Origin of the sequence: Staphylococcus sp. GDY8P196P, assembly GCF_017891705.1 — a bacterium.
GTDB classification, from domain to species: domain Bacteria; phylum Bacillota; class Bacilli; order Staphylococcales; family Staphylococcaceae; genus Staphylococcus; species Staphylococcus ureilyticus.
The window spans coordinates 17,066-43,312 of sequence record NZ_JAESJS010000012.1 but is presented as its reverse complement, the minus strand read 5'-3'; the positions used below and the strand labels follow the sequence as shown (position 1 = coordinate 43,312).

26 protein-coding genes are annotated in these 26,247 nt (G+C 32.2%); 19 read left to right on the top strand and 7 right to left on the bottom strand.

What is annotated here, in order from left to right; translation table 11 throughout:
- Window position 1 precedes the first annotated feature (1 nt).
- Window positions 2-2,005, top strand: a complete 2,004-nt coding sequence (ligA, locus tag KA814_RS08145; protein WP_064209725.1) for an NAD-dependent DNA ligase LigA — start codon at window positions 2-4, stop codon at window positions 2,003-2,005.
- A 12-nt stretch (window positions 2,006-2,017) separates the two neighbouring features.
- Complete coding sequence (locus KA814_RS08140; protein ID WP_064209724.1) at window positions 2,018-3,229, top strand: CamS family sex pheromone protein; 1,212 nt, start codon at window positions 2,018-2,020, stop codon at window positions 3,227-3,229.
- Between the two features lie 82 nt (window positions 3,230-3,311).
- On the opposite strand, the gene putP is transcribed toward KA814_RS08140, so the two are convergent.
- On the bottom strand, window positions 3,312-4,847 hold the full coding sequence (gene putP / locus KA814_RS08135; protein WP_064209723.1) for a sodium/proline symporter PutP: 1,536 nt from the start codon (window positions 4,845-4,847) through the stop codon (window positions 3,312-3,314).
- A gap of 381 nt (window positions 4,848-5,228) precedes the next feature.
- Between putP and gatC the strand changes: the two genes are divergently transcribed.
- From gatC to dinB, 7 genes are all read left to right on the top strand, one after another.
- Window positions 5,229-5,531 (top strand): Asp-tRNA(Asn)/Glu-tRNA(Gln) amidotransferase subunit GatC, encoded by a 303-nt coding sequence (gatC, locus tag KA814_RS08130; RefSeq protein WP_019469599.1) that lies wholly within the window; start codon window positions 5,229-5,231, stop codon window positions 5,529-5,531.
- A 1-nt stretch (window position 5,532) separates the two neighbouring features.
- Complete coding sequence (gene gatA, locus KA814_RS08125; RefSeq protein ID WP_046207966.1) at window positions 5,533-6,990, top strand: Asp-tRNA(Asn)/Glu-tRNA(Gln) amidotransferase subunit GatA; 1,458 nt, start codon at window positions 5,533-5,535, stop codon at window positions 6,988-6,990.
- A gap of 12 nt (window positions 6,991-7,002) precedes the next feature.
- Window positions 7,003-8,430 carry an Asp-tRNA(Asn)/Glu-tRNA(Gln) amidotransferase subunit GatB gene (gatB, locus tag KA814_RS08120; protein ID WP_046207965.1) on the top strand — a complete coding sequence of 476 codons (1,428 nt, stop codon included), beginning with the start codon at window positions 7,003-7,005 and terminating at the stop codon, window positions 8,428-8,430.
- 449 nt (window positions 8,431-8,879) lie between these two features.
- Window positions 8,880-9,797, top strand: a complete 918-nt coding sequence (locus KA814_RS08115; RefSeq protein ID WP_046207964.1) for a diacylglycerol kinase — start codon at window positions 8,880-8,882, stop codon at window positions 9,795-9,797.
- Window positions 9,798-9,934: 137 nt separating this feature from the next.
- Entirely contained in the window at window positions 9,935-11,296 is a 1,362-nt protein-coding gene (gene rlmD, locus KA814_RS08110) for a 23S rRNA (uracil(1939)-C(5))-methyltransferase RlmD (protein ID WP_064209722.1), read from the top strand.
- A 204-nt stretch (window positions 11,297-11,500) separates the two neighbouring features.
- Window positions 11,501-12,055 (top strand): DUF3267 domain-containing protein, encoded by a 555-nt coding sequence (locus KA814_RS08105; RefSeq protein WP_064209721.1) that lies wholly within the window; start codon window positions 11,501-11,503, stop codon window positions 12,053-12,055.
- A 199-nt stretch (window positions 12,056-12,254) separates the two neighbouring features.
- Complete coding sequence (gene dinB, locus KA814_RS08100; RefSeq protein ID WP_064209720.1) at window positions 12,255-13,325, top strand: DNA polymerase IV; 1,071 nt, start codon at window positions 12,255-12,257, stop codon at window positions 13,323-13,325.
- A gap of 38 nt (window positions 13,326-13,363) precedes the next feature.
- Here the strand turns inward: dinB and KA814_RS08095 are convergent, their stop codons facing one another.
- Both KA814_RS08095 and KA814_RS08090 read right to left on the bottom strand, forming a co-directional pair.
- Entirely contained in the window at window positions 13,364-13,918 is a 555-nt protein-coding gene (locus tag KA814_RS08095) for a 3'-5' exonuclease (RefSeq protein WP_046207960.1), read from the bottom strand.
- 215 nt (window positions 13,919-14,133) lie between these two features.
- Window positions 14,134-14,640, bottom strand: coding sequence for a ferritin (locus KA814_RS08090; RefSeq protein WP_046207959.1), 507 nt, complete (start codon window positions 14,638-14,640; stop codon window positions 14,134-14,136).
- Window positions 14,641-14,808: 168 nt separating this feature from the next.
- Between KA814_RS08090 and murT the strand changes: the two genes are divergently transcribed.
- Window positions 14,809-16,128, top strand: a complete 1,320-nt coding sequence (murT, locus tag KA814_RS08085) for a lipid II isoglutaminyl synthase subunit MurT (RefSeq protein ID WP_064209719.1) — start codon at window positions 14,809-14,811, stop codon at window positions 16,126-16,128.
- Complete coding sequence (gene gatD, locus KA814_RS08080; protein ID WP_064209718.1) at window positions 16,125-16,850, top strand: lipid II isoglutaminyl synthase subunit GatD; 726 nt, start codon at window positions 16,125-16,127, stop codon at window positions 16,848-16,850. Before murT ends, gatD begins: the two co-directional genes overlap by 4 nt.
- 84 nt (window positions 16,851-16,934) lie before the next feature.
- Here the strand turns inward: gatD and KA814_RS08075 are convergent, their stop codons facing one another.
- Window positions 16,935-17,921, bottom strand: a complete 987-nt coding sequence (locus KA814_RS08075) for an FUSC family protein (RefSeq protein ID WP_064209717.1) — start codon at window positions 17,919-17,921, stop codon at window positions 16,935-16,937.
- A 176-nt stretch (window positions 17,922-18,097) separates the two neighbouring features.
- Between KA814_RS08075 and map the strand changes: the two genes are divergently transcribed.
- From map to vraR, 5 genes are all read left to right on the top strand, one after another.
- Window positions 18,098-18,850: a type I methionyl aminopeptidase gene (gene map, locus KA814_RS08070; RefSeq protein ID WP_046207955.1), complete on the top strand. Its 753-nt coding sequence runs from the start codon at window positions 18,098-18,100 to the stop codon at window positions 18,848-18,850.
- Between the two features lie 104 nt (window positions 18,851-18,954).
- Window positions 18,955-19,341: a hypothetical protein gene (locus KA814_RS08065; RefSeq protein WP_019469613.1), complete on the top strand. Its 387-nt coding sequence runs from the start codon at window positions 18,955-18,957 to the stop codon at window positions 19,339-19,341.
- A gap of 16 nt (window positions 19,342-19,357) precedes the next feature.
- Complete coding sequence (vraT, locus tag KA814_RS08060; RefSeq protein WP_064209716.1) at window positions 19,358-20,059, top strand: cell wall-active antibiotics response protein VraT; 702 nt, start codon at window positions 19,358-19,360, stop codon at window positions 20,057-20,059.
- A complete protein-coding gene (gene vraS, locus KA814_RS08055) occupies window positions 20,056-21,099 on the top strand; it encodes a sensor histidine kinase VraS (RefSeq protein WP_046207953.1) in 1,044 nt (347 codons plus the stop codon). The genes vraT and vraS overlap by 4 nt, the downstream gene beginning before the upstream one ends.
- Window positions 21,089-21,718, top strand: a complete 630-nt coding sequence (vraR, locus tag KA814_RS08050) for a response regulator transcription factor VraR (RefSeq protein WP_019469616.1) — start codon at window positions 21,089-21,091, stop codon at window positions 21,716-21,718. The genes vraS and vraR overlap by 11 nt, the downstream gene beginning before the upstream one ends.
- Before the next feature lie 69 nt (window positions 21,719-21,787).
- Here the strand turns inward: vraR and KA814_RS08045 are convergent, their stop codons facing one another.
- The 3 genes from KA814_RS08045 to KA814_RS08035 all read right to left on the bottom strand — a co-directional run bounded on the left by KA814_RS08045 (window position 21,788) and on the right by KA814_RS08035 (window position 23,936).
- A complete protein-coding gene (locus tag KA814_RS08045) occupies window positions 21,788-22,876 on the bottom strand; it encodes a YihY/virulence factor BrkB family protein (RefSeq protein WP_046207952.1) in 1,089 nt (362 codons plus the stop codon).
- Between the two features lie 303 nt (window positions 22,877-23,179).
- Window positions 23,180-23,464 (bottom strand): YtxH domain-containing protein, encoded by a 285-nt coding sequence (locus KA814_RS08040; RefSeq protein WP_046207951.1) that lies wholly within the window; start codon window positions 23,462-23,464, stop codon window positions 23,180-23,182.
- 7 nt (window positions 23,465-23,471) lie between these two features.
- Complete coding sequence (locus KA814_RS08035) at window positions 23,472-23,936, bottom strand: low molecular weight protein-tyrosine-phosphatase (RefSeq protein ID WP_046207950.1); 465 nt, start codon at window positions 23,934-23,936, stop codon at window positions 23,472-23,474.
- A 132-nt stretch (window positions 23,937-24,068) separates the two neighbouring features.
- On the opposite strand from KA814_RS08035, the gene KA814_RS08030 reads away from it, so the two are divergent.
- The 3 genes from KA814_RS08030 to KA814_RS08020 all read left to right on the top strand — a co-directional run bounded on the left by KA814_RS08030 (window position 24,069) and on the right by KA814_RS08020 (window position 26,201).
- On the top strand, window positions 24,069-24,272 hold the full coding sequence (locus KA814_RS08030) for a DUF1128 family protein (protein WP_046207949.1): 204 nt from the start codon (window positions 24,069-24,071) through the stop codon (window positions 24,270-24,272).
- Window positions 24,273-24,286: 14 nt separating this feature from the next.
- Window positions 24,287-25,525: an aminopeptidase gene (locus KA814_RS08025; RefSeq protein WP_064209715.1), complete on the top strand. Its 1,239-nt coding sequence runs from the start codon at window positions 24,287-24,289 to the stop codon at window positions 25,523-25,525.
- 154 nt (window positions 25,526-25,679) lie between these two features.
- Window positions 25,680-26,201, top strand: a complete 522-nt coding sequence (locus KA814_RS08020; RefSeq protein WP_046207947.1) for an acyl-CoA thioesterase — start codon at window positions 25,680-25,682, stop codon at window positions 26,199-26,201.
- Window positions 26,202-26,247 lie beyond the last annotated feature (46 nt).

Genomic DNA, 26,247 nt, shown 5'->3' with positions numbered 1-26,247 from the left:
CGTGGCTGAGTTACAATCGCGTGTCGATGTGTTACATCAATTACTAAATCAATATAGTTATGAATATTATGTACAAGACAACCCTTCAGTACCAGACAGTGAATACGATAAACTTTTACATGAATTGATAGATATTGAGGCGAACAACCCAGAATATCGAACAGCTGATTCACCTACAGTAAGAGTGGGTGGCTCAGCTCAATCAACTTTTGAAAAAGTGAATCATGATACACCGATGCTAAGTTTAGGGAATGCTTTTAATAAAGAAGATTTGAAAAAATTTGATCAGCGTATACGTGAACAAATTAATCATGTGGAATACATGTGCGAATTGAAAATAGATGGTTTAGCAGTTTCTCTCAAATACGAGAATGGTAAATTCGTACAAGGTTTGACACGTGGTGACGGTACTACGGGTGAAGATATCACCGAAAACTTAAGAACGATACATGCAATACCATTAAAGATTAATGAAGCTAGAACATTTGAAGTTCGTGGTGAAGCATACATGCCCAGAAAATCATTTTTTGATTTAAATGAAGCTAAAGCACAAAATGATGAGCAACCTTTTGCCAATCCAAGAAATGCAGCTGCTGGTTCACTTCGACAATTAGATTCCAAACTTGCAGCAAAGAGAAAGTTAAGTGTTTTCTTATATAGCGTAAATGACTTTACACAATTTCATGCACATACACAAAGCGAAGCTTTAGATGAATTAGATAAATTAGGTTTTAAAACAAATAAAGAAAGAGAACGTGTCCAAACTATAGAAGAAGTATTCGATTATATTGAAAAATGGACTGAAGCACGTGAACAGTTACCTTATGATATCGACGGCATTGTTATCAAAGTAAATGATTTAGACCAGCAAGATGAGCTTGGCTATACACAAAAATCTCCTCGTTGGGCAATTGCGTATAAGTTTCCTGCTGAAGAAGTCATAACAGATTTATTAGATATTGAACTGAGTATTGGTAGAACAGGCGTCGTTACACCTACGGCTATACTTGAACCAGTTAAAGTTGCGGGCACTACAGTTTCTAGAGCTTCTTTACATAATGAAGATCTAATACATGAAAAAGATATTCGAATTGGTGATAGTGTTGTAATTAAGAAGGCGGGAGACATTATACCAGAAGTCATAAAAAGCGTATTAGATCGTCGACCACAAAATGCTGAAGTTTATCACATGCCTACACATTGCCCTAGTTGTAGTCATGAACTTGTAAGAATTGAAGGAGAAGTGGCTTTAAGATGTATCAATCCAAAATGCCAAGCACAACTTGTTGAAGGTATGATTCATTTTGTATCACGACAAGCAATGAATATAGATGGTTTAGGTACTAAAATTATTCAACAACTTTATGAAAATGAAAAAATAAAAGATGTTGCTGATATATTTTACTTAACTAAAGACGATTTGCTACCATTAGAGAGAATGGGTGAAAAGAAAGTAAACAATCTATTAAATGCGATTGAAGATGCTAAATCAAACTCATTAGAACATTTGCTATTTGGTTTAGGGATTAGACACTTAGGTGTCAAAGCGAGCCAAGTCATTGCTGAAAAATATGGAACCATGGATGATTTATTTAATGTTACAGAAGAGTCATTGATTGAAATCTATGATGTGGGTCAAAAATTAGCACAATCATTAGTCACTTATTTAGAAAATGAAGATATCCGTGCACTTATTAATAAATTAAAGAAAAAACATGTTAATATGACTTATAAAGGTGTCAAAACAACAGAGTTAGAAGGGCATCCAGAATTTATTAATAAGACCATTGTTTTAACTGGAAAGTTATATCAAATGACAAGAAATGAAGCTTCAAAATGGTTAGAGATTCAAGGTGCTAAAGTTACAAACAGTGTTACAAAAAAGACAGATTTAGTAATTGCTGGAGAAGACGCTGGTTCAAAACTTACAAAGGCTGAACAATTTGGTACAGAAGTTTGGACAGAAGATGACTTTGTCCAGAAACAAAAAGAAATAGAGGGATAGAGGAGATAATGCATGAAAAGAACGATTATACTATTCATCTCAGCAATTTTTCTATTATCAGCATGTGGAAATGAGGATAATGAAAAAAGTAAAGAACAATCTAATGACAATAAGCAGCAAGAAAAATCAGGTTCAGTTAAAGAAATTGCCACCGATAAAAATGTTCAAGGCAATAATTATAGAACGATTTTACCATTTAAAGAAAGTCAAGCACGTGGTTTATTACAAGATAATATGGCAAATAGTTATAACGGTGAAGATTTTGAAAACGGGCTTTTAGAATTGAGTAAAGAAGTTTTTCCAACTGACGATTATTTATATCAAGATGGTCAATACTTAGATAAAGATACGATTAACGCTTATTTAGACCCGAAATATACCAAATCAGAAGTAGATGCAATGGATGAAGATGAACGAAAAGAAAAGAAAGCGAATGAGAATTTAGGTTTAAATCCATCACATAATGGTGAAACAGATCCAGAAAAAATTGCGGAAGATTCACCTGCATATCTTTCTAATATTTTGGAACAGGATTTTTATGCGAGTGGTGATACTAAAGGGAAGAAAATTAAAGGTATGACCATTGGACTAGCAATGAATAGTACGTATTACTATCAAAAAGAAAAAGATGGCGAGACCTATAGTAAAGATTTAGATGATAAAGAAATTAAGAAACAAGGAAAGCAAATGGCAGGCGAAATTTTGTCAAGAGTCAGAGAAAATAAAGCTTTGAAAGACATACCTATACACTTTGCAATTTATAAACAAACTGGCGAAAATTCAATTGTACCAGGAGAGTTTATTGCTGGTACGACAGTTGAAGATGGTAAGACACGTATTAATGAATGGAAAGATATTAATCAAACAACAGCATTGTTACCTTCTGATGAAGCAAGTAAAATTGATGAAAATTTAAATAATAATTTCAAACAATTTAATGATGATTTACAGACGTATTTTAATAACTTTACTCAAGCAGTAGGGACAGTTAAATTTGATAATAAAAAAGCGAAGCAACTAACTGTTGATGTACCGATTGATTATTATGGCGAAGCAGAAACAATTGGTATCACACAATATATCACTGAACAAGCAGAGAAATACTTTGATGATATTGACGAATATGAAATTCGTATAAAAGATGGTAACAAGGCAAAAGCTTTAATCAGTAAAACTAAAGATGACAAAGACCCACAAGTCCATATTTATAAAAACAATAATTAATAAGCATATACACATTAAAAGCCACACTTGNNCAAGTGTGGCTTTTAATGTGTTAATTTATAGTGAGAGAGTTATTATACGATTATTCTTTGACAATCTCTTTTACTTTATTTAAATCGTTATTTACAAACTCACCGGGCTTTTTCGTAATTTTACTTATTAGATAAGTAACAATCACACTAGCTAGGAAACCAGGAATTATTTCATACATACCGAAGATTTCATTTATTGATGCTAATGGTTTAATCCAAGCAATCCATACAATAACGACAAAAGCACCGGTAATCATACCGCTCAAAGCACCGGCGTGAGACAAACCCTTCCAGTAAAGTGAGAAGATTACTAACGGACTAAATGCCGCGCCAAACCCTGCCCAAGCATTACCTACAAGGTTTAAAATTGTATCATTTGGAGACCAAGCAATCCAAATTGCAATAATTGCTACTAGTAAAACAGATAGTCTTCCTATCATTACAAACTCTTTTTCGTGTGTTTTTGCTTTCGATTCACCGCGAATAAGTTTATAAAAATCTTCAGTCAGTGAACTAGAAGTTACTAATAACTGAGATGAAATTGTGCTCATGATAGCTGCCAATATAGCTGCTAATAAGAATCCACCAACGAGTGGATGGAATAAAATTTGGCTCATAATGATAAATAGTGTCTCTGGATCTTCCATTTTAATATGGTATTGAGGTATAAATGCGATACCTGTTAACCCTACAGCAACTGCACCTAAGAGCCCTACAACCATCCAGCTTATACCTAAACGTCTAGCTTTTGGTAAAAGTTTATGTGTTTTAATGGACATAAAACGAACGATGATATGTGGTTGTCCAAAATAACCTAAACCCCAGGCAAATAAGGAAATAATACCTAAAAATGTAGTCCCTTTAAACAAGTCCATATTGGTAGGTTTCATTGCTGCTACCTCACTAAATGTATCCAAACCGTTGAGTTTTATAAGTGCTACGATAGGGACCATGACCATAGCAATTAACATAATTACACCTTGAAAGAAATCTGTAATCGATACAGCTAAATATCCACCAAAAAACGTATAAAAAATAACGATTGCTGCAACAATGATAAGCCCCCAATGATAGTTCAAGCCAAAAGCACTTTCAAATAATTTACCACCAGATACAAACCCAGAATGTGTATATAAAGTGAAAAACACAACGATGATTAGACCTGAAATTATTTTTATGTAATTTTTGCGGTCGTTGAGTCGATTTTTAAAAAAATCTGGTAAGGTAATAGCATCTCCTGCAATTTCAGTATAAATACGAAGTCGAGGTGCGACTACAAAATAGTTAACATAAGCGCCAAGCGATAAACCAATTGTAATCCACATTGCAGATAATCCAGTACTATATACAGATCCAGGAAGCCCCATAATCATCCATCCACTCATATCAGATGCACCTGCTGATAGGGCGGTTACATAAGGGCCAATACTTCTACCTCCAAGCATAAATTCACTTAAATTACCTGTGGATTGCTTATAACCGTAATAGCCAATAACTAATAAAATGATAAAATAAATAATAATCATGATATACGTTTGCCAAGTAGCGTGAACTTGATTCGCTAAAGATGTGCCTAGAATAAACATAATACTTCAACTCCCTTATTCCCAGAATATTAAATTGTGTTACATGAATTATTATACAATGAAATTTATAAATAGAGTAGAAATATTTTTTGTTTTTCAAAATAATTAGCTCAATGACAAAAATGAAAATGCTTACATTAAATGAAATAATATTACACTATTTATAAATAATATGGTTTATTATGCAATGATTGATATAAATGCTGTGATACTTAAGTAGATTATGTTCAAAATATATTTAAGTCACATAATTCCAAAAGGTTGAGCAAAAGGAATTAAAATAAACCGGGTTATTTATTGTTATTGGTGAAAAGTTTAGATTTTTGCTTGGAATTTTGATACAATTTTATAATGAATGAGTAAAAAGGAGGCTTTTATTTAATGGCTAAAGTTACACGTGAAGAGGTAGAGCATATTGCTAATTTAGCTAGACTTCAAATATCAGAAGAAGAAACAATTGAAATGCAAGATACATTAGAAAGTATTTTAAATTTTGCTAATCATATAGATACAGCAGACACTAGCTCAATTGAGCCAACTTATCATGTATTAGATTTACAAAACGTGTTAAGAGAAGACAAAGCAATCGAGGGCATTCCTCAAGAGCTTGCATTAAAAAATGCTAAAGAGACGGAAGATGGACAATTCAAGGTGCCATCTATCATGAATGAGGAGGACGCTTAAGATGACCATCCGTTATGAATCTGTGGAAAATTTAATTACATTAATAAAAAACAAAGAAATTAAACCTTCACAAGTAGTAAACGATATCTACGATGCAATTGAAGAAACTGATCCAACAATCAAATCATTTCTTGCATTAGATAAAGATAATGCTATTAAAAAAGCACAAGAATTAGATGAGTTACAAGCCAAGGACCAAATGGAAGGCAAACTTTTTGGTATTCCAATGGGAATTAAAGATAATATTATTACTGAAGGTGTAGAAACAACATGTGCTAGTAAAATGCTAGAAGGATTTGTACCTATCTATGAATCCACAGTTATGAATAAATTACGCAACGAACAAGCGGTTTTAATTGGAAAATTAAACATGGATGAATTTGCAATGGGAGGTTCTACAGAAACTTCTTATTTTAAAAAAACGTTAAATCCATTTGATCACACAGCTGTTCCTGGTGGTTCATCTGGTGGTTCTGCAGCAGCAGTTGCAGCAGGATTAGTTCCTTTTAGTTTAGGCTCTGATACTGGTGGTTCAATTCGTCAACCTGCAGCTTATTGTGGAATCGTAGGCTTAAAACCAACTTATGGTCGTGTATCACGTTTTGGTTTGGTAGCGTTTGCGTCTTCATTAGACCAAATCGGACCGTTAACACGCAATGTTAAGGACAATGCTTTAGTATTAGAAGCAATCACTGGTTTAGATGAAAATGATAGTACAAGTGCACCAGTAGAAGATGCAGACTTTACATCTGATATTGGTAAAGATATTCAAGGACTTAAAGTAGCATTACCAAAAGAGTATCTTGGCGAAGGTATATCTGACGAAGTGAAAGCATCTGTGAAAAACGCTGTTGAAACATTGAAAGAATTAGGTGCTACAGTAGAAGAAGTTTCATTACCAAACACGAAATATGGCATTCCTTCTTATTATGTAATCGCATCATCTGAAGCATCATCAAATTTATCGCGTTTTGATGGTATCAGATACGGTTATCATTCACCAGAAGCAAATTCACTTGAAGAATTATATAAAATGTCAAGAAGTGAAGGATTTGGTGAAGAAGTTAAGCGTCGTATTTTCCTTGGTACATTTGCGTTAAGTTCGGGTTACTATGATGCGTTCTACAAAAAATCACAAAAAGTTAGAACATTAATTAAAAATGATTTCGATCGTATTTTTGATAACTATGATGTTGTAGTAGGACCAACAACACCAACAACTGCATTTAATATAGGTGAAGAAATCGATGATCCACTTACAATGTATGCGAATGACTTACTAACAACACCAGTTAACTTAGCTGGTTTGCCAGGTATATCTATTCCTTGCGGTAAAGCGAATGGACGTCCAATTGGTTTGCAATTTATTGGTAAACCATTTGATGAGAAAACATTATATCGTGTCGCTTTCCAATATGAAACAAAATTTAATTTGCATAATGAATACGAAAATTTATAAGGAGTGGAAATCATGCATTTTGAAACAGTTATTGGACTAGAGGTCCATGTTGAGTTAAAAACAGAATCTAAAATGTTTTCTCCATCACCAGCACATTTCGGAGCAAAACCTAACTCAAACACAAACGTCATTGATTTGGCTTACCCTGGTGTATTACCGGTTGTCAATAGACGTGCGGTTGATTGGGCGATGAGAGCATCAATGGCATTAAATATGGATATTGCAACAGAATCAAAATTTGATCGTAAAAACTATTTCTATCCAGATAATCCTAAAGCATATCAAATTTCACAATTTGATCAGCCAATTGGTGAAAATGGTTATATTGATATTGAAGTAGATGGTGAAACGAAACGTATAGGTATCACACGTTTACACATGGAAGAAGATGCTGGTAAGTCAACGCATAAGGATGGTTATTCACTAGTTGACTTAAATAGACAAGGTACACCATTGATTGAAATTGTATCTGAACCAGATATTCGCTCACCACAAGAAGCGTATGCATACTTAGAAAAATTGCGTTCAATCATACAATATACTGGTGTCTCTGATTGTAAAATGGAAGAAGGATCATTGCGTTGTGATGCTAATATTTCTTTACGACCATATGGTCAAGAAGAATTTGGAACAAAAGCAGAATTGAAAAATTTAAACTCATTTACTTATGTACGTAAAGGGTTAGAATATGAAGAAAAACGTCAAGAAGAAGAATTATTGAACGGCGGAGAGATTTTACAAGAAACGAGACGTTTTGATGAAGCTACAGGTAAAACGAATCTTATGCGTGTAAAAGAAGGTTCTGATGATTACCGTTACTTCCCAGAACCAGATATTGTGCCTTTATATGTTGACGATGAATGGAAAGAACGCGTACGTCAAACAATACCTGAATTACCAGATGAAAGAAAAGATAAATACGTCAATCAATTTGGTTTACCAGCATATGATGCACATGTGATTACATTGACAAAAGAAATGTCTGATTTCTTTGAAGGTGCAGTAGCTGAAGGTGCAGATGTAAAATTAACTTCAAACTGGTTAATGGGCGGCGTTAATGAGTATTTAAATAAACATCAAATAGAATTATTAGATACTAAACTTACACCACAAAATCTTGCAGGTATGATTAAGTTGATTGAAGATGGCACAATGAGTAGTAAAATCGCTAAAAAAGTTTTCCCAGAACTAGCTGAAAATGGTGGAGATGCCAAACAAATTATGGAAGATAAAGGCTTAGTTCAAATCTCTGATGAAGCAACACTGCTTAAATTTGTAAATGAAGCGTTAGACAACAATCCACAATCCGTTGAAGATTATCAAAATGGTAAGGGTAAAGCTATGGGCTTCTTAGTTGGTCAAATTATGAAAGCTTCCAAAGGTCAAGCTAACCCACAATTAGTGAACCAATTATTAAAACAAGAATTAGATAAAAGATAACATCATCATTTATTTTTAAACAGTTTTAATCTAATTAAAGAAAAACCTGAGACTGAAGCATCTTAAATTAAAAAATAAACGTCAATTTCTATTACAAATATAGGAATTGGCGTTTTTTGTTGGTGTAACATTCAGGAATATATCATTATCATCTTTTTTTTAGCGATTTTGGCAATTATTGACACCAGGGGGATTATTTAAAATGAGCAAATGAGGATAAGGTATATTCATGTAAAATGTAGCACAATCAAAACTTTAAAATTTCTAATGTGATCGCAATTCTTAATTATGGATTAATGCTTATGTTTTAGCCATTGGTATGGATGTTTCAAAAACTTTAATATTGAGTAGTATATTATATTTTCTTTTTAAAAACAGCCTAAATGCTTTTATCATTTAACTAAATCATTTAATATATATACTGAGTATAAAAAGTTGAGGGATAAAATATGAGAAAACGAGCTAGAATCATTTATAACCCAACATCTGGTAAAGAATTGTTTAAGCGAACATTACCAGATGTGTTAATAAAATTAGAAAAGGCCGGTTTTGAAACGAGTGCCTATGCAACTGAAAAAATTGGAGATGCTACCACTGAGGCGAAGCGTTGTTTAACACAAGATTATGATGTTTTAATAGCTGCTGGTGGTGATGGGACACTTAATGAAGTCATCAATGGCATAGCAGAACATCCGAATAGACCTAAGATTGGCATTATCCCAATGGGAACTGTAAATGATTTTGGGCGAGCTTTGCACTTACCTAATGATATTATGAGCGCGATAGATGTCATTATTGAAGGTCATTCAACACGCGTTGATATCGGGAAAATGAACAGTAGATACTTCATTAATTTAGCTGCAGGTGGACAATTAACACAGGTATCTTATGAGACACCAAGTAGATTAAAATCAATTGTCGGCCCTTTTGCATATTATATTAAAGGATTTGAAATGTTGCCTCAGATGAAAGCTGTTGATTTACGTATCGAATATGATGATGAGGTTTTCCAAGGAGAGGCGCTCTTATTTTTATTAGGTTTGACCAACTCTATGGCAGGATTTGAAAAGTTAGTGCCTGATGCCAAATTAGATGATGGCTATTTTACCTTGATTATAGTTGAAAAAGCTAATTTAGCAGAATTAGGACATATTATGACGCTTGCATCTCGAGGTGAACATATTAAACATCCTAAAGTACATTATAAAAAAGCCAAATCGATTAATATTTCTTCATTTATAGATTTGCAATTGAATGTGGATGGTGAATATGGTGGCAAGTTGCCTGGTAACTTTTTGAATTTAAAACAGCATATTGAAGTCTATACACCAAACGATATTAAAAACGAGGAGTTAGTTGAGCAATAATAGACAATATATTAAAATAAAGCATCATCGTGAACGAGATTAATGAATAAGATAAAATGAATCTTCCAAAATGTTAATAGACAACGAGGTTAGGTAAAACTACAAATAGCCTAACCTCTTTTATATGGGGTGACAAAATGAGCATAATACAAAAAAATGAAATTATAGAAGGACGCGTAATTGATTTAACACATGAAGGACATGGCGTTGTAAAGTTAGACCGTTATCCTGTGTTTGTCCCTAATAGTTTAATAGATGAAACGATTAAATTTAAAGTGATCAAAGTAAAAAAGAATTTTGCGATAGGTAAATTAATAGAAGTTAAAGAACAAAGTAGTGAACGTGTCGAGCCACCCTGTGTATATTATTACAAATGCGGGGGCTGTCAATTACAACATATGACATACCAAGCTCAATTGAATATGAAGAAAGAACAAGTGGTTAATTTGTTTCATCGAAAAGCAGATTTTAAAGAAACGATAATTAATGAAACAGTTGGTATGGAAAACCCCTGGTATTATCGAAATAAATCACAAATACCCGTTGGAAAGAATAAAGAAGGAGAGATTATCTCAGGTTTTTATAGACAAAGAAGTCACGATATTATAGATATGGAAACATGTTTAATTCAAGACCAATTGCATCAAAAAGTTATGAACCAACTTAAAGTTTGGTTTAACGAATTAAATATTAGTGTTTATAATGAACAAAAAAAACAAGGGCTTATGAGACATGTTGTTATACGTACTGGACACCATTCAAGAGAATTAATGGTTATTTTTGTGACAAACGGCAGGAAATTTAAACAAAGTGATTTACTTGTACAAAAATTAATTGATACATTTCCTGAAATCACGAGTATTAAACATAATATCAACAATACACATTCCAATGTGATATTAGGAGCCGAGTCTAATACCTTATATGGTGAGACAACAATTAATGATAAATTATCAGACGTTACTTTTAAAATAAGCGATCAATCTTTTTATCAAATTAATTCGATACAAACTGAAAAATTGTATCAGCTTGCGATTGAATATGCAAACTTAAATCAAGATGATATTGTCCTGGATACATATTGTGGTATTGGAACAATAGGTTTATATATGGCACCAAAAGCAAAACATGTTTATGGAGTAGAAGTCGTGCCAGAAGCCATTGAAGATGCACAACAAAATGCGACTATAAACCAATTTGAAAATACTACTTTTGTCTGTGGTAAGGCAGAAGAGGTTATATTAAAATGGAAATCACAAGGAATTAAACCAGATGTAGTGATGGTTGACCCACCTAGAAAAGGCTGTGATGAAACATTTTTACAAACATTATTAGAATTAAATCCAAGAAAAATTGTCTATATTTCATGTAATCCATCTACACAGCAACGTGATGCGCAATATTTAGCGCAACATTACAAACTAACGAAAATTACACCAGTAGATATGTTTCCACATACAACACATGTTGAAACGGTTGCACAATTCAACCGTATTTAAAAATAGCTTAATAGATAAGTGTTATTCAATAAACATTGTGTAAAGTTAATTAACTTGTTATTTACTCAGTATTGCAGTTTATTTCATTCTAAGAAGATTTGTTAAAATTCAATTACAAGTCATTAACTTTGTTCAATAGCTCTTTCTAAGTGGATAAAATCATTGTATACTCTAGGTAACAACAAAGCATTTGGAGGGTTGCTAATGTTTAAAATTGAGTTGTTTTCTAATAAAAAGTTATTAGAAGGATTTTTACTATTCCAATTGACAATAGTAATGATCAGTATATTGCTATCGTATAAATTTGCTTATTTATTTGCTTCAGTTATAGAGCAAAATATCTTATTTAATTTAATCTATGGTATTTTAGGTTTTACAATTGTTTATTTCATACATGAATTGATTCATAACTTGATGTTTCGCATTTTATCAAAAGGTCAAAAACCAATTTATCGAGTTAAATATGGTTTGGTAAAGTCACATATGCCACAAGTTTATTTTAAAAAATGGCAATATAGCTTGATTATGTTAGCCCCTTTAATTGTTATATCATCCATTTTATTTATCGTATTTTTTATTACGCCTTTTTCATCTATCATATTTATAGCAAGTTTCCATATTGGCTATTGTATTATGGATTTATATTTACTTTCCGGCGTATTAAATGACAAGGTTGAAGTGATAGAAGACACTGAGGATGGTATTAAATATTATACAAAAAACCCTTCAAATGAATTGCAAACTGAACCAAAATCATAAAAAATAATTAATCTGAGTTAGTATTACTACTATATACGCAGTTGCTTTTATGGATCATTGCGTGTTAAAAAAGTGGTTAGCTAACTCTTTTTTTTTATATGCTTTTTGTTATGAGCATATATTATGTAACAAAATCATTTAGATTGTAAGATAAATATAAAAGCATCATAATATGAATTTTAAAAGGGAGGTGTGTGCATTGTCAGAAAGAAGGATTATTCATATAGATATGGACTATTTCTTTGCTCAAGTAGAAATAAGAGATAATCCAAATTTGGAAGGGAAGCCAGTCATCGTCGGTGGAAAGGCAAGTGGTAGAGGCGTGGTGTCAACAGCTTCTTATGAGGCAAGAAAATATGGTGTTCATTCTGCAATGCCCACCGCACAAGCTCATAAATTATGTCCGAATGGTTTTTATGTATCACCTAGATTTGAAGCCTATAAAGAAGCTTCAAATACAATTATGAATATTTTTAAAAGTTATACTGAAATTGTCGAACCATTGTCATTAGATGAGGCTTATTTAGATATTACGCATTTAGTGCGACCTGATTTACCGGCGTCTATGATTGCACAATATATTCGCAGAGATATATACGAAGCAACTAAGTTAACATCCTCTGCAGGTGTCTCATACAATAAATTTTTGGCGAAGTTAGCGAGTGGTATGAATAAGCCTAATGGTCTAACTATTATTGATTACAAAAATGTACACAATATATTAATGGGATTAGATATTGGAGATTTTCCAGGGGTGGGTAAAGCTTCAAAAGAAAAAATGCATGAACATAAAATTTATAATGGTCAAGATTTGTATAATCAAAGTGAACGTGAATTAATTCGTCTTTTTGGAAAACGCGGTTATGGATTGTACAATAAGGCAAGAGGTATAGACAATAATGAAGTGAAAGCTACAAGAATTAGAAAATCCGTCGGCACAGAACGTACTTTTGCAACTGATATTAACGATGATGATCAAATTCTGCAAAAAATATGGGAATTAAGTCATAAAACAGCTGAACGCTTAGCCAGAATTCAAAAATCTGGCAAAACCGTTACTGTTAAAATTAAAACTTTTAAATTTGAAACTTTGTCAAAACAAAGAAGTTTGAGAGATCCAGTAAGAAATGAGACGGATATTTATAACATCGCCTATAGTTTATATACTGAACTAAAAGATTCAGAAACACCAATTAGATTGGTCGGTGTGACAGTGGGTAACCTAGAAAAGGCGACCTATGAAAATATGACAATTTACGACTATATTTAAGTGAAATACAAAGGAAATATAGACTGATTTTAAATCCGTTAATCTTTATCTTTTAACTGTTTACCAAATATTGATAACATACTGTTTAAATCATCATAGTGTTGTAATAGTCGAAAGGTAATCATTGCACATGCTTTCGCATCATTTAAAGCATCGTGATGACCATGAAAATCTAGATTGTAATAATGCATCATGTGGCTCAACCCATAACGATGACTATTTATTGTTTTTCTAGACAGTTGTAGTGAACAAAAATAAGTAATTGTTGGCGTTTCTTGTCCAATTTGTTTAATGCTGTCATACAACACATTCATATCAAAGGCTGCGTTATGAGCAACTACTGGTAAACCATCAATGAATTGCATCATATATGGATATACTGACTCAAATGTCGGTGCATCTTTCACATCATTTGGATTAATACCATGAACTGCAATGTTTTGTTTTGAAAAATAGTCATTTGGATTAACTAGTGTGTAAAAAGATTCTGTAATTTGATGATTGATCACTTTGACCATTCCCACTGAACATATACTCGTTCTTTTTCCATTTGCAGTTTCAAAATCTAAAGCAATATAAGCATTGGCTGTCATCAAGCAAGAATCCTTTCTCTTATAGAATTTGTTATGACTTTATATAATTCTCTTTTCGAAGTCAAGTGAGTAAAACTCAATGATACAAATAGTTGCATCTGCTAGTCTTTGCTGCTGACTCATAAATACTTAAAAAGCATGCCAACATTATTGGCATGCTTTTGTATAGTCATTAATAATTATATAGAAATAAGTAGTGAGTTACTACACTAACTCTATGCTTCATCTTCATTAAATGAACGTGAGGCTAATTCTTTCTCATATAAATATAAAGTATTACTATCATCACCGATACGTTTTAAGTAATCAATATGTGTATCAAACATTGATTCTTCTTCGACTTGTTCATCTAGGAACCAATTTAAAAATGAAATCGTAGCATAATCTTTATCTTTATTAGCTAAATCAGATAAGTTATAAAATCTGCGTGTTACGTCTTGTTCTTGAGCTAAGCCATCTTCAAAGGTTTCTAAGATACTTGTGAATTCAGATTTAGGTGCTGGTATCGAATTAAAGATTGCTTGTTCACCACGATCATTGATGTAATCATAAATTTTCTTACCATGAAATCTTTCTTCTTTTGCTTGCTGGATATAGAAATTAGCAAAGCCTTCGTAGGATTTGCTATCACAATATGCAGCCATTGCCATATAGGCGTGTGCAGCAAAATATTCGTGATTCATTTGTTCATTTAATGCATCTAATAATTCTTTATTCAACATAAGTCAAAGCCTCCATGTATCATTTTTTATTAGTATAGCAAATTTATTCTCATTCGTAAATAATAATTATTCTAATCTGGGAGGTTGATATATATTTGCATTGAGAATTGTTTGGAATACAACTTAATCGTGTTATAATATTTGAGTGAATAGTAGAGGAGGAAGTAGATGAGACAATGGACTGCAACACGCCTAGCGAGATTGGCAAGACAAGTAAGTCGTACTGTTGGGAAAAAAGGAACAGACTTACCAGGTCAAGTCGCTAGAAGAGTGGATAAAAATATTTTAAGAGAATTAGCATCTCATGTTGATGAGATTGTATTTATAAGTGGTACAAATGGGAAAACGACTACATCAAATTTAATAGGTCATACGTTAAAAGCAAACCAAATTGAAATCATACATAATAATGAAGGTGCAAATATGGCTGCTGGAATTACATCAGCTTTTATTTTGCAACTTAAAAAAAATACTAAAATTGCAGTTATTGAAATTGATGAAGGTTCTATACCAAGAGTACTAAACGAAGTTACACCTACAATGATGGTCGTCACTAATTTCTTTCGTGACCAAATGGATCGATTTGGGGAAATCGATATTATGGTAAATAATATTGCAAAAGCAATTGATAATAAAGGTATAAAATTATTATTAAATGCCGACGATCCTTTTGTTAGTAGATTAAAGATAGCAAGTGATACTGTTACTTATTATGGTATGAAAAAGCATGCGCATGATTTTGAACAAAGTTCTATGAATGAAAGTAGATATTGTCCTAATTGTGGTCGTTTATTACATTATGATTATATTCATTATAACCAATTAGGCCATTATTATTGTGAATGTGGTTTTAAACGAGAAAAAACAAAATATGAAGTATCTCAATTTGATTTAACTCCATTTCTTAACTTAAATGTTGGTACTACAACATTTAATATGAAAATTGCAGGCGATTTTAATGCATATAATGCAATTGCTGCTTATACCGTGCTCAGAGAACTTGGATTAAATGATGCGTCAATTCGAAAAGGGTTTGAAACTTATACTTCTAATAATGGCAGAATGCAGTATTTTAAAAAGGGTACCAAAGAAGCTATGATCAATCTAGCAAAAAACCCTGCTGGTATGAATGCAAGTCTCTCGGTCGGTGATCGAATAGAAGGGAATAAAGTTTATGTTATCAGTTTAAATGATTATGCTGCGGACGGACGTGACACATCTTGGATTTACGATGCTGATTTTGAAAAATTAGTGAATCAACAAATAGAAGCTATTATAGTTACAGGTTCACGAGCGGAAGAGCTACAATTAAGATTAAAGCTTGCAGAGATTAATGTACCGATCATATTAGAAAGTGATATCTACAAAGCGACTGCGAAAACAATGGAATATACAAATAGCTTTACTGTAGCAATACCTAACTATACTTCACTTTCCCCTATGTTAAAGCAATTGAACCACTCTTTTGAGGAGGACAAAGTAAAATGAATGAGTTGACGGTCTATCACTTTATGCCCGATAAATTAAATTTATATAGTGATATAGGAAATATCATTGCACTTAAACAACGTGCTAAACGCCGTAATATCGAACTAAAGGTAGTAGATATTAATCAGACAGAAAATGTTACTTTCGATGAATGTGATATCTTTTTTATTGGTGGCGGTAGTGACAGAGAACAAGCATTAGCTACACAAGAATTAACTAAAATTAAAAGCAAGTTGAAAGATGCGATTGAAGATGGCTTACCCGGTCTAACTGTGTGCGGTGGTTACCAATTTTTAGGACGTAAATACGTTACGCCAGATGGTACAGAATTAGATGGTTTAAATATTTTAGATTTTTATACAGAATCTAAAAAAGATCGTTTGACAGGAGATATTGTAATCGAAAGTAATACTTTTGGCACAATAGTTGGATTTGAAAATCATGGGGGACGTACTTATCATAATTTCGGGACTTTGGGAGAAGTTACGCATGGTTTTGGTAATAATGATGACGATGCCAAAGAAGGTATTCATTACAAGAATTTATTAGGTACGTATTTACATGGCCCCATACTACCTAAAAACCATGAAATTACAGACTATCTATTAGAAAAAGCGTGTGAACGCAAAGGCATTGTATTCGAACCGAAAGAATTAGATAATACTGAGGAAGAAGCAGCTAAGAAAGTCATTATTGAACGCGTTTCTCAACAGAAAAAATAGAATTCCGACTTTATTAAAATATAAAAAATAGCCTAGGACCTTTGTCCTAGGCTATTTTTTATGTTACGTATTTAATGTTATTCTTTAAGCAAATCGACTATTTAAAATTCTATAAATTAATAGTATTTCATAGACAATATGACTTTTTAATTGGTTTTTATCAAACTCATCTAAACCTTTGACCGTGGATTTAAGTAATGACGCTGATTCAGGATGACGTTCAAAATGTCCGGTACTATGTATATTATTTATACTGTCAGCAATATTCAGCATAGCAAGTTGCTCTTCTTTAGTAAAGGTAACCTGCGTGTCTTTTGGCAAATAAACTAAGTTAGATAGGTGAGTTATGAATAAGCGATTTGTATGTGTACGTGTAGTTAAAGACTTTAAACGAATCCATTCTGAATGATGATGTTTATGATAACTGAGTTCGTCTTTTTGATAAGAAAGCAACGTTTCGACTTTTTGATTTAAATTTAATAAAGTGGCAAGTTGTTGATTGGTCGATCCATTATAAAATTTACCAACAACTAGTTGGCGTATACGCTTATGAAATAGTGCATACATTTTTTCTTCTGTTAAATTAATAGCATCATCCAGTTGATCATAATATTTGGGTGGTAAGACAATAAAGTTTACTAATCCAGCTGTTACTAATCCAATAATAGCTGTTAATAGTCTGGAAAAGAAATTAAAATAATAAGCATCATGTATACCAGGAATCATAGCCATTGCGGTTAATGTTGCTACAGTAGTACCAACTTGTAAGTTCAATTTTGTACATAAAATAATGGTGAATGTTGCACTAAATGCATAGGCAAAAGCAGATTGATCACCAAAAATAAAAGTGAAAATCACGGCAAATAATGCACCAATAATTGTAGCAGGAAGTCTTCTATACCCTTTTATTAATGAAGCCTTAGCGGTTGGTTCAATTGTGACTATAGCTGTTAATATAGCGAAAATTGGGTTTAAATTTAAGGCTAAACAAAAAAGAGCAGTTAAAAATGTAGCTAAACCTGTTTTTATTGTACGTGCACCAACAATATTTTTATACCAAGAATCATTCATATTAAAACTCCTATATAAATAAACGTTTAATGATTTAACCAGAATTGTAAAACTGGTTATGTCATTACTTCGTTAAAATGTTAAACTATATATGATAAAAATTTTCTAATTTATTATATCAAAAAAAGTCTGCTATAATAAGAAGGAATATAATTTACAAAAAGGAACGGGATAAAATGATTGTAAAAACAGAAGAAGAATTAACAGCACTAAAAGATATTGGATACATTTGTGCACTTGTCAGAGACAAAATGCAAGAAGCTACTAAACCTGGTATTACTACAAAAGAACTTGATGATATTGCAAAAGATTTATTTGAAGCACATGGAGCTATTTCTGCGCCAATTCATGACGAAAACTTTCCAGGCCAAACTTGTATCAGCGTAAATGAAGAAGTGGCACATGGTATTCCTGGAAAACGAAAAATTCGTGAAGGCGACTTAGTAAATATTGATGTTTCTGCCTTGAAAAATGGCTATTATGCGGACACAGGGATTTCATTTGTAGTTGGTGAAGCGGATAATCCATTGAAACAAAAAGTTTGTGATGTTGCATTAGAAGCATTTGATGCAGCTATGACCAAAATCAAGCCTGGTGCGAAGCTAAGTCAAATTGGTAAAGCAGTCCATGCGACGGCACGTAAAAATGATTTAACTGTGATTAAAAATTTAACAGGTCATGGTGTAGGTCAGTCATTACATGAATCTCCAAGCCATGTGATGAATTATTATGATCCAAAAGATAAAACATTGCTTAAAGAAGGCACTGTAATTGCTGTTGAGCCATTTATTTCTTCAAAAGCAACATTTGTCACAGAAGGTAAAAATGAATGGGCTTTTGAAACGCAAGATAAAAGCTTTGTTGCTCAAATTGAACATACCGTTATAGTAACGAAAGAAGGACCAGTTTTAACTACTAAAATAGATTAGAATAAGTTTCGGTCTAAAGTCCTAATATAAGATGGTTCCGGAGCCTATACTAATGGTTCCGGATATTTTTTATAATAGAATCTAATCAATCATGAGGTGATTCTATGAATTATATTACGACTTATTTAGAAAAAATGACCAAACAAACCTTTTATTCAAGCTTAATTGAGTATAGACAATATCTTGATAAAAAATTAAGAAGTATAGAAATGTACATAAATTATCTATTTGAAAGAAAAACTTATGTAGCTAGGCTAATAGATCATTTAACATTATCTTTAGAAAATAAATATATCGACATTTTAGATGAATCTGATATTGAATGTGCACAGGAAATTGAGCACTATGATATAGAAAAAATTAAAAATGATTTGAATGAAATGGAAGCAGACTACGCACGTATTGTAGCCGATTTATCACAACAAGCTAAAGAAAAAGTAAATGTTGAAACAGAATGTGATTTAATCGAACAAATTAGTTTAGTCGCTTGAAGAAAGGTGGCGAAACATGACTCATAAATATATATCAACTGAGATGTTGATTGTGTTTACAGCATTAATGATAATAGCTAATTTCTACTATATTTTCTTTGAAAAAATTGGCTTTATTTTTGTATTATTATTAGGCTGTATATTGGTTTATGTAGGATATTTATATTTTCATAAAATACGAGGTTTATTATCATTTTGGATAGGGGTATTACTTATTGCTTTTACCTTATTATCTAATAAATACACGATTATTATATTATTTATATTTTTAATTGTGTTAATAGTGAGATATATCTTTTATAGATTTAAACCGTTGAAAATTATTGCGACAGAAGAGGCAGTAGAATCTCCAGAATTTATTAAACAAAAGTGGTTTGGTGAGCAACGTACACCTATTTATGTTTATAAATGGGAAGATTTACAAATACAGCATGGTATTGGTGATATTCATATAGATATGTCTAAAGCTGCTAATATTAGAGAACATAATACGGTAGTAATCAGACATTTTTTAGGTAAAGTGCAAATTATTGTGCCTTTAAATTACAATATAAAATTACATTTTTCAGCACTTTATGGCAATGCATACGTCAATGAAACATCATATAAAGTTGAAAACAACAATATTAAAGTTATTGAAGAAACAAAAGAAGATAATTATGCTGTTAATGTCTATTTGTCAACATTCATAGGAGATGTTGAGGTGATTTATAAATGAATCACTACATAAGAGCAATAGGGTCGATGTTGATATTAGTTTATAGTACATTTTTCGCTATGTTTTTTATAGATAAAGTATTTGTGAATATTATATATTTTCAAGGTATGATTTATACACAAATCTTTGGTATTCCAGTTTTACTATTTATTAATTTATTAGTTATATTACTATGCATCATAGTTGGCTCAGTATTAGCATATAAAATCAACCAACAAAATCATTGGTTACAAGATCAAATTGAACGTTCTATTGAAGGACAAACAGTTGGTATCAACGACCAGAATATAGAATTATATAATGAAACAATTGAATTATATCAGACACTTGTACCGCTCAATCAAGAAGTTCATAAATTACGTTTAAAAACACAAAATTTAACGAATGAATCATATAATATGAACGATGTGAAAGTTAAAAAAATAATTGAAGATGAAAGGCAAAGACTGGCTCGTGAGTTACATGATTCCGTTAGCCAGCAACTATTTGCAGCAAGCATGATGCTCTCTGCCATTAAAGAAACTGATTTGAAAGCACCTTTAGATCAACAAATTCCAGTATTGGAAAAAATGGTCCAAGATTCACAATTAGAAATGCGTGCCTTGCTATTACATTTAAGACCAATTGGCTTGAAGGATAAATCACTTGGCCAAGGTATCAAAGATTTAGTAGTTGATCTACAGAAAAAAGTGCCAATGAAAGTCGTACATGATATTGAGGATTTCGACGTTCCTAAAGGCATTGAAGATCATTTGTTTAGAATTACACAAGAAGCAATTTCAAATACATTAAGACATTCAAAAGGTACAAAAGTTACAATTGAATTGTTTAATAGAGAAGAATATTTATTATTACGTATACAAGATGATGGTAAAGGCTTTAACGTTGATGATAAGGTAGAACAAAGCTATGGGTTAAAAAATATGCGTGAACGAGCACTTGAAATTGGCGCAACATTTCATATAGTATCACTGCCAGATTCAGGAACACGGATTGAAGTTAAAGCCCCATTAAATAAGGAGGATTCGTATGCCGATTAAAGTATTATTTGTTGATGATCATGAAATGGTCAGAATTGGTATTTCTAGTTATTTATCTACTCAACCAGATATAGAAGTAGTCGGAGAAGGGCAATCGGGGAAAGATGCAATTGAAAAAGCACATGAACTTAAGCCTGATTTAATTTTAATGGACTTACTCATGGATGATATGGATGGTGTAGAAGCTACAGAACAAATCAAGAAAGATTTGCCACACATTAAAGTTGTTATGCTAACCAGTTATATTGAAGATAATGAAGTATACCGTGCTTTAGATTCTGGTGTAGATAGTTATATTTTAAAAACGACAAGTGCCAGCGATATCGCCGAAGCGATACGTAAAACATATCGTGATGAATCTGTGTTTGAAGCAGAAGTGTTGGTTAAGATGAGGAATCGTATGAAACAACGCGCTGAATTATATGAGATGTTAACTGAACGTGAGATGGAGATATTATTATTAATCGCTAAAGGATACTCAAATCAGGAAATTGCTAGTGCTTCACATATTACAATCAAAACAGTTAAAACACATGTCAGTAACGTGTTGAGTAAATTAGAAGTACAAGATAGAACTCAAGCTGTAATTTATGCATTTCAACATAATTTAATACAATAAAAAAAGCTAAAACCTAAGCAAATAATGTGTGCCTAGGTTTTAGCTTTTTAAATTTATATATAAAGAAAATTAAGTCGTTTCATTTACATCGTTATTTTTTTCTTCTTCAAGTTGATCAATGGTAATTTCTTCTGGTGTCTTACCTGCAACAACTTTTCTTTGATGCATAATAGCATTGATTTCAGCACCAATGATGATGATAAAACCAGTGATATAAAGCCATAGCATTAATATAATGATACCGGCAATACTACCATATGTTTTAGAATAATTAGCAAAGTTTGAAATATAAATACCAAATAAATAAGAGCCGCCTAAAAATACGATAGTTGCAAAAATAGCACCGGGTATAACTGAAAGCATTTTAATTTTAACATTTGGCGCTAATGTGTATAAAACCATAAATGCAATTAGAACGACAATAACGGGCAATACAAAACGTACTGTATCAAATACCCATTTCACTTGTTCACCAAGTCCAATAGGCCCAAATAATAGATCGCCAATTTGTTGACCAAATGTAGGTAAAACAAGCGCAACTGGCATTACGATTATCATTGCTAAGGTGAATAACACGCTATATAGTTTAGAAACTACAAAGTTTCTACTATCTTCAACATCATATGCGACATTGAACGAATTCATTAATGCAGTCATACCGTTGGATGCAGACCATAATGCTGCGATTAACCCAATAGATAGTAAGCCACCACTAGCATTGTCCATAATATCACCGATAATAGATGATACTTGTGGTGCGTAATCTTGTGGTACATGTTCCTTAATCATGCTTCTAATTGAACCTTGTTTAATACCGAGATATGGCACAATAGATAACAAGAAAAGTAACATAGGAAATAGTGACAGCATAAAATAATAGGATAATTGTGCTGATAATCCTGATGCATCGTCTTTTCCTATTCTATATACTAAATAAGAGAAAAAATTTGAATCTTTAGTATATTTTGCTGGTTTATTGATACGTGAGACAAAAAATTCTTGATTATCTTTTTTTGGTGATTTCGATTTGAATTCATTTGGTGTTATGTATATGCGATCACGTTCAATTTGTTCGTGCTTATCTTTTTTGTTCTTTTGTTCTTCAACTTCTTTAGTTTCATTCAGAAAATTAGAAGATGTTTTTTCATTTTTAGACATATCAAATCTCCTTGTATACTGATATTTTACGTATACAGTTTAATATACTGTAAAATCTATTAAAGGTAAATATGTGTTGCCACATTCTTTTGAAATAAAGTATCTTTTGAGAAATAAAATATCAGATAATAAATCAAAAATAAAGAGGGTAGGAAAGAAATCATAACTAACAAGTTGATTTCCAATTCCCACCCCCGCTAAGTTGACTATGTTATATTTCTGCTAGTCATCTTTGACGATTCACTTCAATTTATAAATATGAAATAGATAAACATTTATAATGTTCATTAGTAAAGCTGTTCCTTAATTTTTCAAACGATTATTTTTGCGTTCAACAAATGTATCCTTTGCATCTTTTAAAGAGCGTTCTAACTCAGGATTATTACGTCTAATTTCTTCAATTGCATCTTTCCAATATGAAACTTCATCTTTAATGTTAGAAAATGCTGAAGGCTTTTGTGAACGATTACCTTCTTTAATATCTTTAATTGATTGTTTTAATGATTGGCGTGTAGATTTGTCAGCAAGTGTTGCTGCGCCTCCTATTACAGCACCTAATAATATACCTGGAATTAATTTGTTTTGCATGATGTTGTTACCCCTCTCTTAAATTAGCATCTTTAATAATGAAATCAATTAAATTATCACAAGACGATTGTACCATTTTATACACGCCTTCGAAATTGTTTGTATAATAAGGATCTGGTACATCAGTTTCAGTCATATCACTGAAATCTAACAATTTAAATAATTTTCCTTTAATATTTGGATTAATACTTTGAATATCATCAACGTTGCTTTGATCCATAGCAATAATATAATCAAAGTCGTCGTTAGAATCAAATAGTTCACTAATCATCCCATCAAATGGAATATGATGTTCAGTTAATATTTTTTGTGTCCCTTCGTGAGGTGATTGACCAAGATTCCATTTACCTGTACCTCTTGAAGTGACTTCTATACCATCGATACTTCTATCTTTTAATCTTTGGCGCATTATAGCTTCTGCCATAGGTGAACGACAAATATTTCCTAAACAAACAAATGCAACTGTAATCATATATTGACCTCCAAATTATATAATCCTATTTCCCATTTTAATGTTTTTTTAATCATTTCTAAAGAGGAATTATGATAAAAGTTTTACAAGGTTAGCAAATTTGATAAAATAAATTAAAAAGAGGTGAGAGTTGTGACTAAAAATAACGAAGAAATGATTGAAGAAATTCGTGATCGTTTAAATCTAGTTAATCAAAGTTTAATCAATCCCGAAAAATATAAATCTGCTGATGCGCAAGAAGTAAAAGAGGTATATGATTATGTAACTTCGAAAGCCTCATTTACGCCAAGTGAAGCTTCAGCAATTGCAGATGCGCTTGGACAAATTCGTAAATAAGGAAGAGTTTAAATATGGGGCAATTACAACATAAAATGAAACAGTACGCTGAATTATTAGCAGGCATTGGCATGAACGTACAAGAAGGCCAACCAGTATTCATCCGTTCAAGCGTAGATGCTTTAGAATTGACACATTACATAGTTGAAGCAGCATATAAAAGAGGGGCTTCAGATGTGAAAGTAGAGTATAGTGATGATCGTTTAGCACGTCTTAAATTTGAAAATGAAACAGTTGAACATTTTGAAAAAAATGAAGTTAAGACATACGAGGTAGCTAAACGCATGGATTATGTTAACCGTGGTGCAGCAAATCTAGCATTAATTACTCAGGATCCAGATTTATTAAATGGTATAGATAGTGATAAATTAGCCACGTTCCAAAGACAATACGCTACAGCATATAAAGGTTATATGGAAGCAAGTCAGAAAAATCAATTTCCTTGGTGTGTAGCTGCATTTCCATCAAAAGCGTGGGCAGCACGTGTATACCCAGAATTAACTGTAGAAGCAGCATATGAAAAATTTATTGATGAAGTCCTAGACATTGTACGTGTAGACGGAAATGATCCAGTGGTAAATTGGGAAAAGCATATTGCAAATTTAAGTAAACATGCAGATAAATTGCAACATAAAAGCTATGAGGCTTTGCATTATATCTCTGAAGGAACTGATTTAAAAATTGGACTTCCAAAAGGGCATATTTGGGAAGATGCAACGAGTTATACAGAGAATGGTCAAGCATTTGTTGCTAATATTCCGACAGAAGAAGTATTCACAGCACCGCATCGATTGAAAGTGAATGGATATGTAACGAATAAATTACCATTAAGCCATAACGGTAATATTATTGATGGATTTACACTTACATTTAAAGATGGTGAAGTAGTAGACTTTAAAGCCGAACAAGGTGAAGAAGTGCTACGTGATTTACTGAATACAGACGAAGGAGCCAAACACTTGGGTGAAGTGGCTTTAGTACCAGACGATTCCCCAATTTCTAATCGGAATACAATATTTTATAACACGTTATTTGATGAAAATGCCTCTTGTCATATTGCATTAGGTTCAGCTTATGGCTTTAATATTGAGGGTGGCACAACGATGACTACTGAAGAAAAATTAGCACATGGATTAAACGATTCACTGGTTCATGTCGACTTTATGATTGGTAGTTCTGATTTAACGATTTATGGAATCACAGCAAGTGGCGAGCAAGAACTGATTTTTGAAAATGGTAATTGGGCTAATTAATCATTTTAAAATAAAAATAGTTTAATCATTAGATATTTTCCAATTAAAATCATCATTTTCGGGGTGGGACGGCGAAATCTTTTTAATAAAAATAGGTTTCTGTCCCACTCCTAATTTATATTTGCTTAAGTTTAAAAAAGGGAAGGAATATATTATGGGAACTACTAAAATGAAATCGATGTCTGAATCGAGAAGTGTTAAAGCAAGACAAGTATTTCCGCAAGATACGAATCATCATCATACGATGTTCGGTGGAATGTTGATGGCTAACATTGATGAAATAGCAGCAATTACAGCAATGAAGCATAGTAACGCACAAGTTGTTACGGCATCTACAGATTCTGTTGATTTTTTAAAGCCAATTAAAACGGGCGATATCGTATCATATGAGGCAATGGTGTCATATGCAGGTACATCATCAATGGAAGTATGTGTACAAATTACAATTGAGGATGTTTTGAAAAATGAAAGGCACCTAGCAGCACTGAGTTTTTTGACTTTTGTTGCACTGGACAATGAAGGTAAACCATCAAATGTACCACAAGTGTATCCAGAATCAAAAACTGAAAACTGGTTTCATGAAACAGCATTAGCGAGGGTTAAACGCCGTAAAGAAAGAAGACAAGAAAGTAAAGAAACAATTGAGTTTTTAGCTAGTGTGCAGCATATTGAATAAAGATAAGGAATGTCTATTCCGAATATGATGATTGAAATCTTAGTTT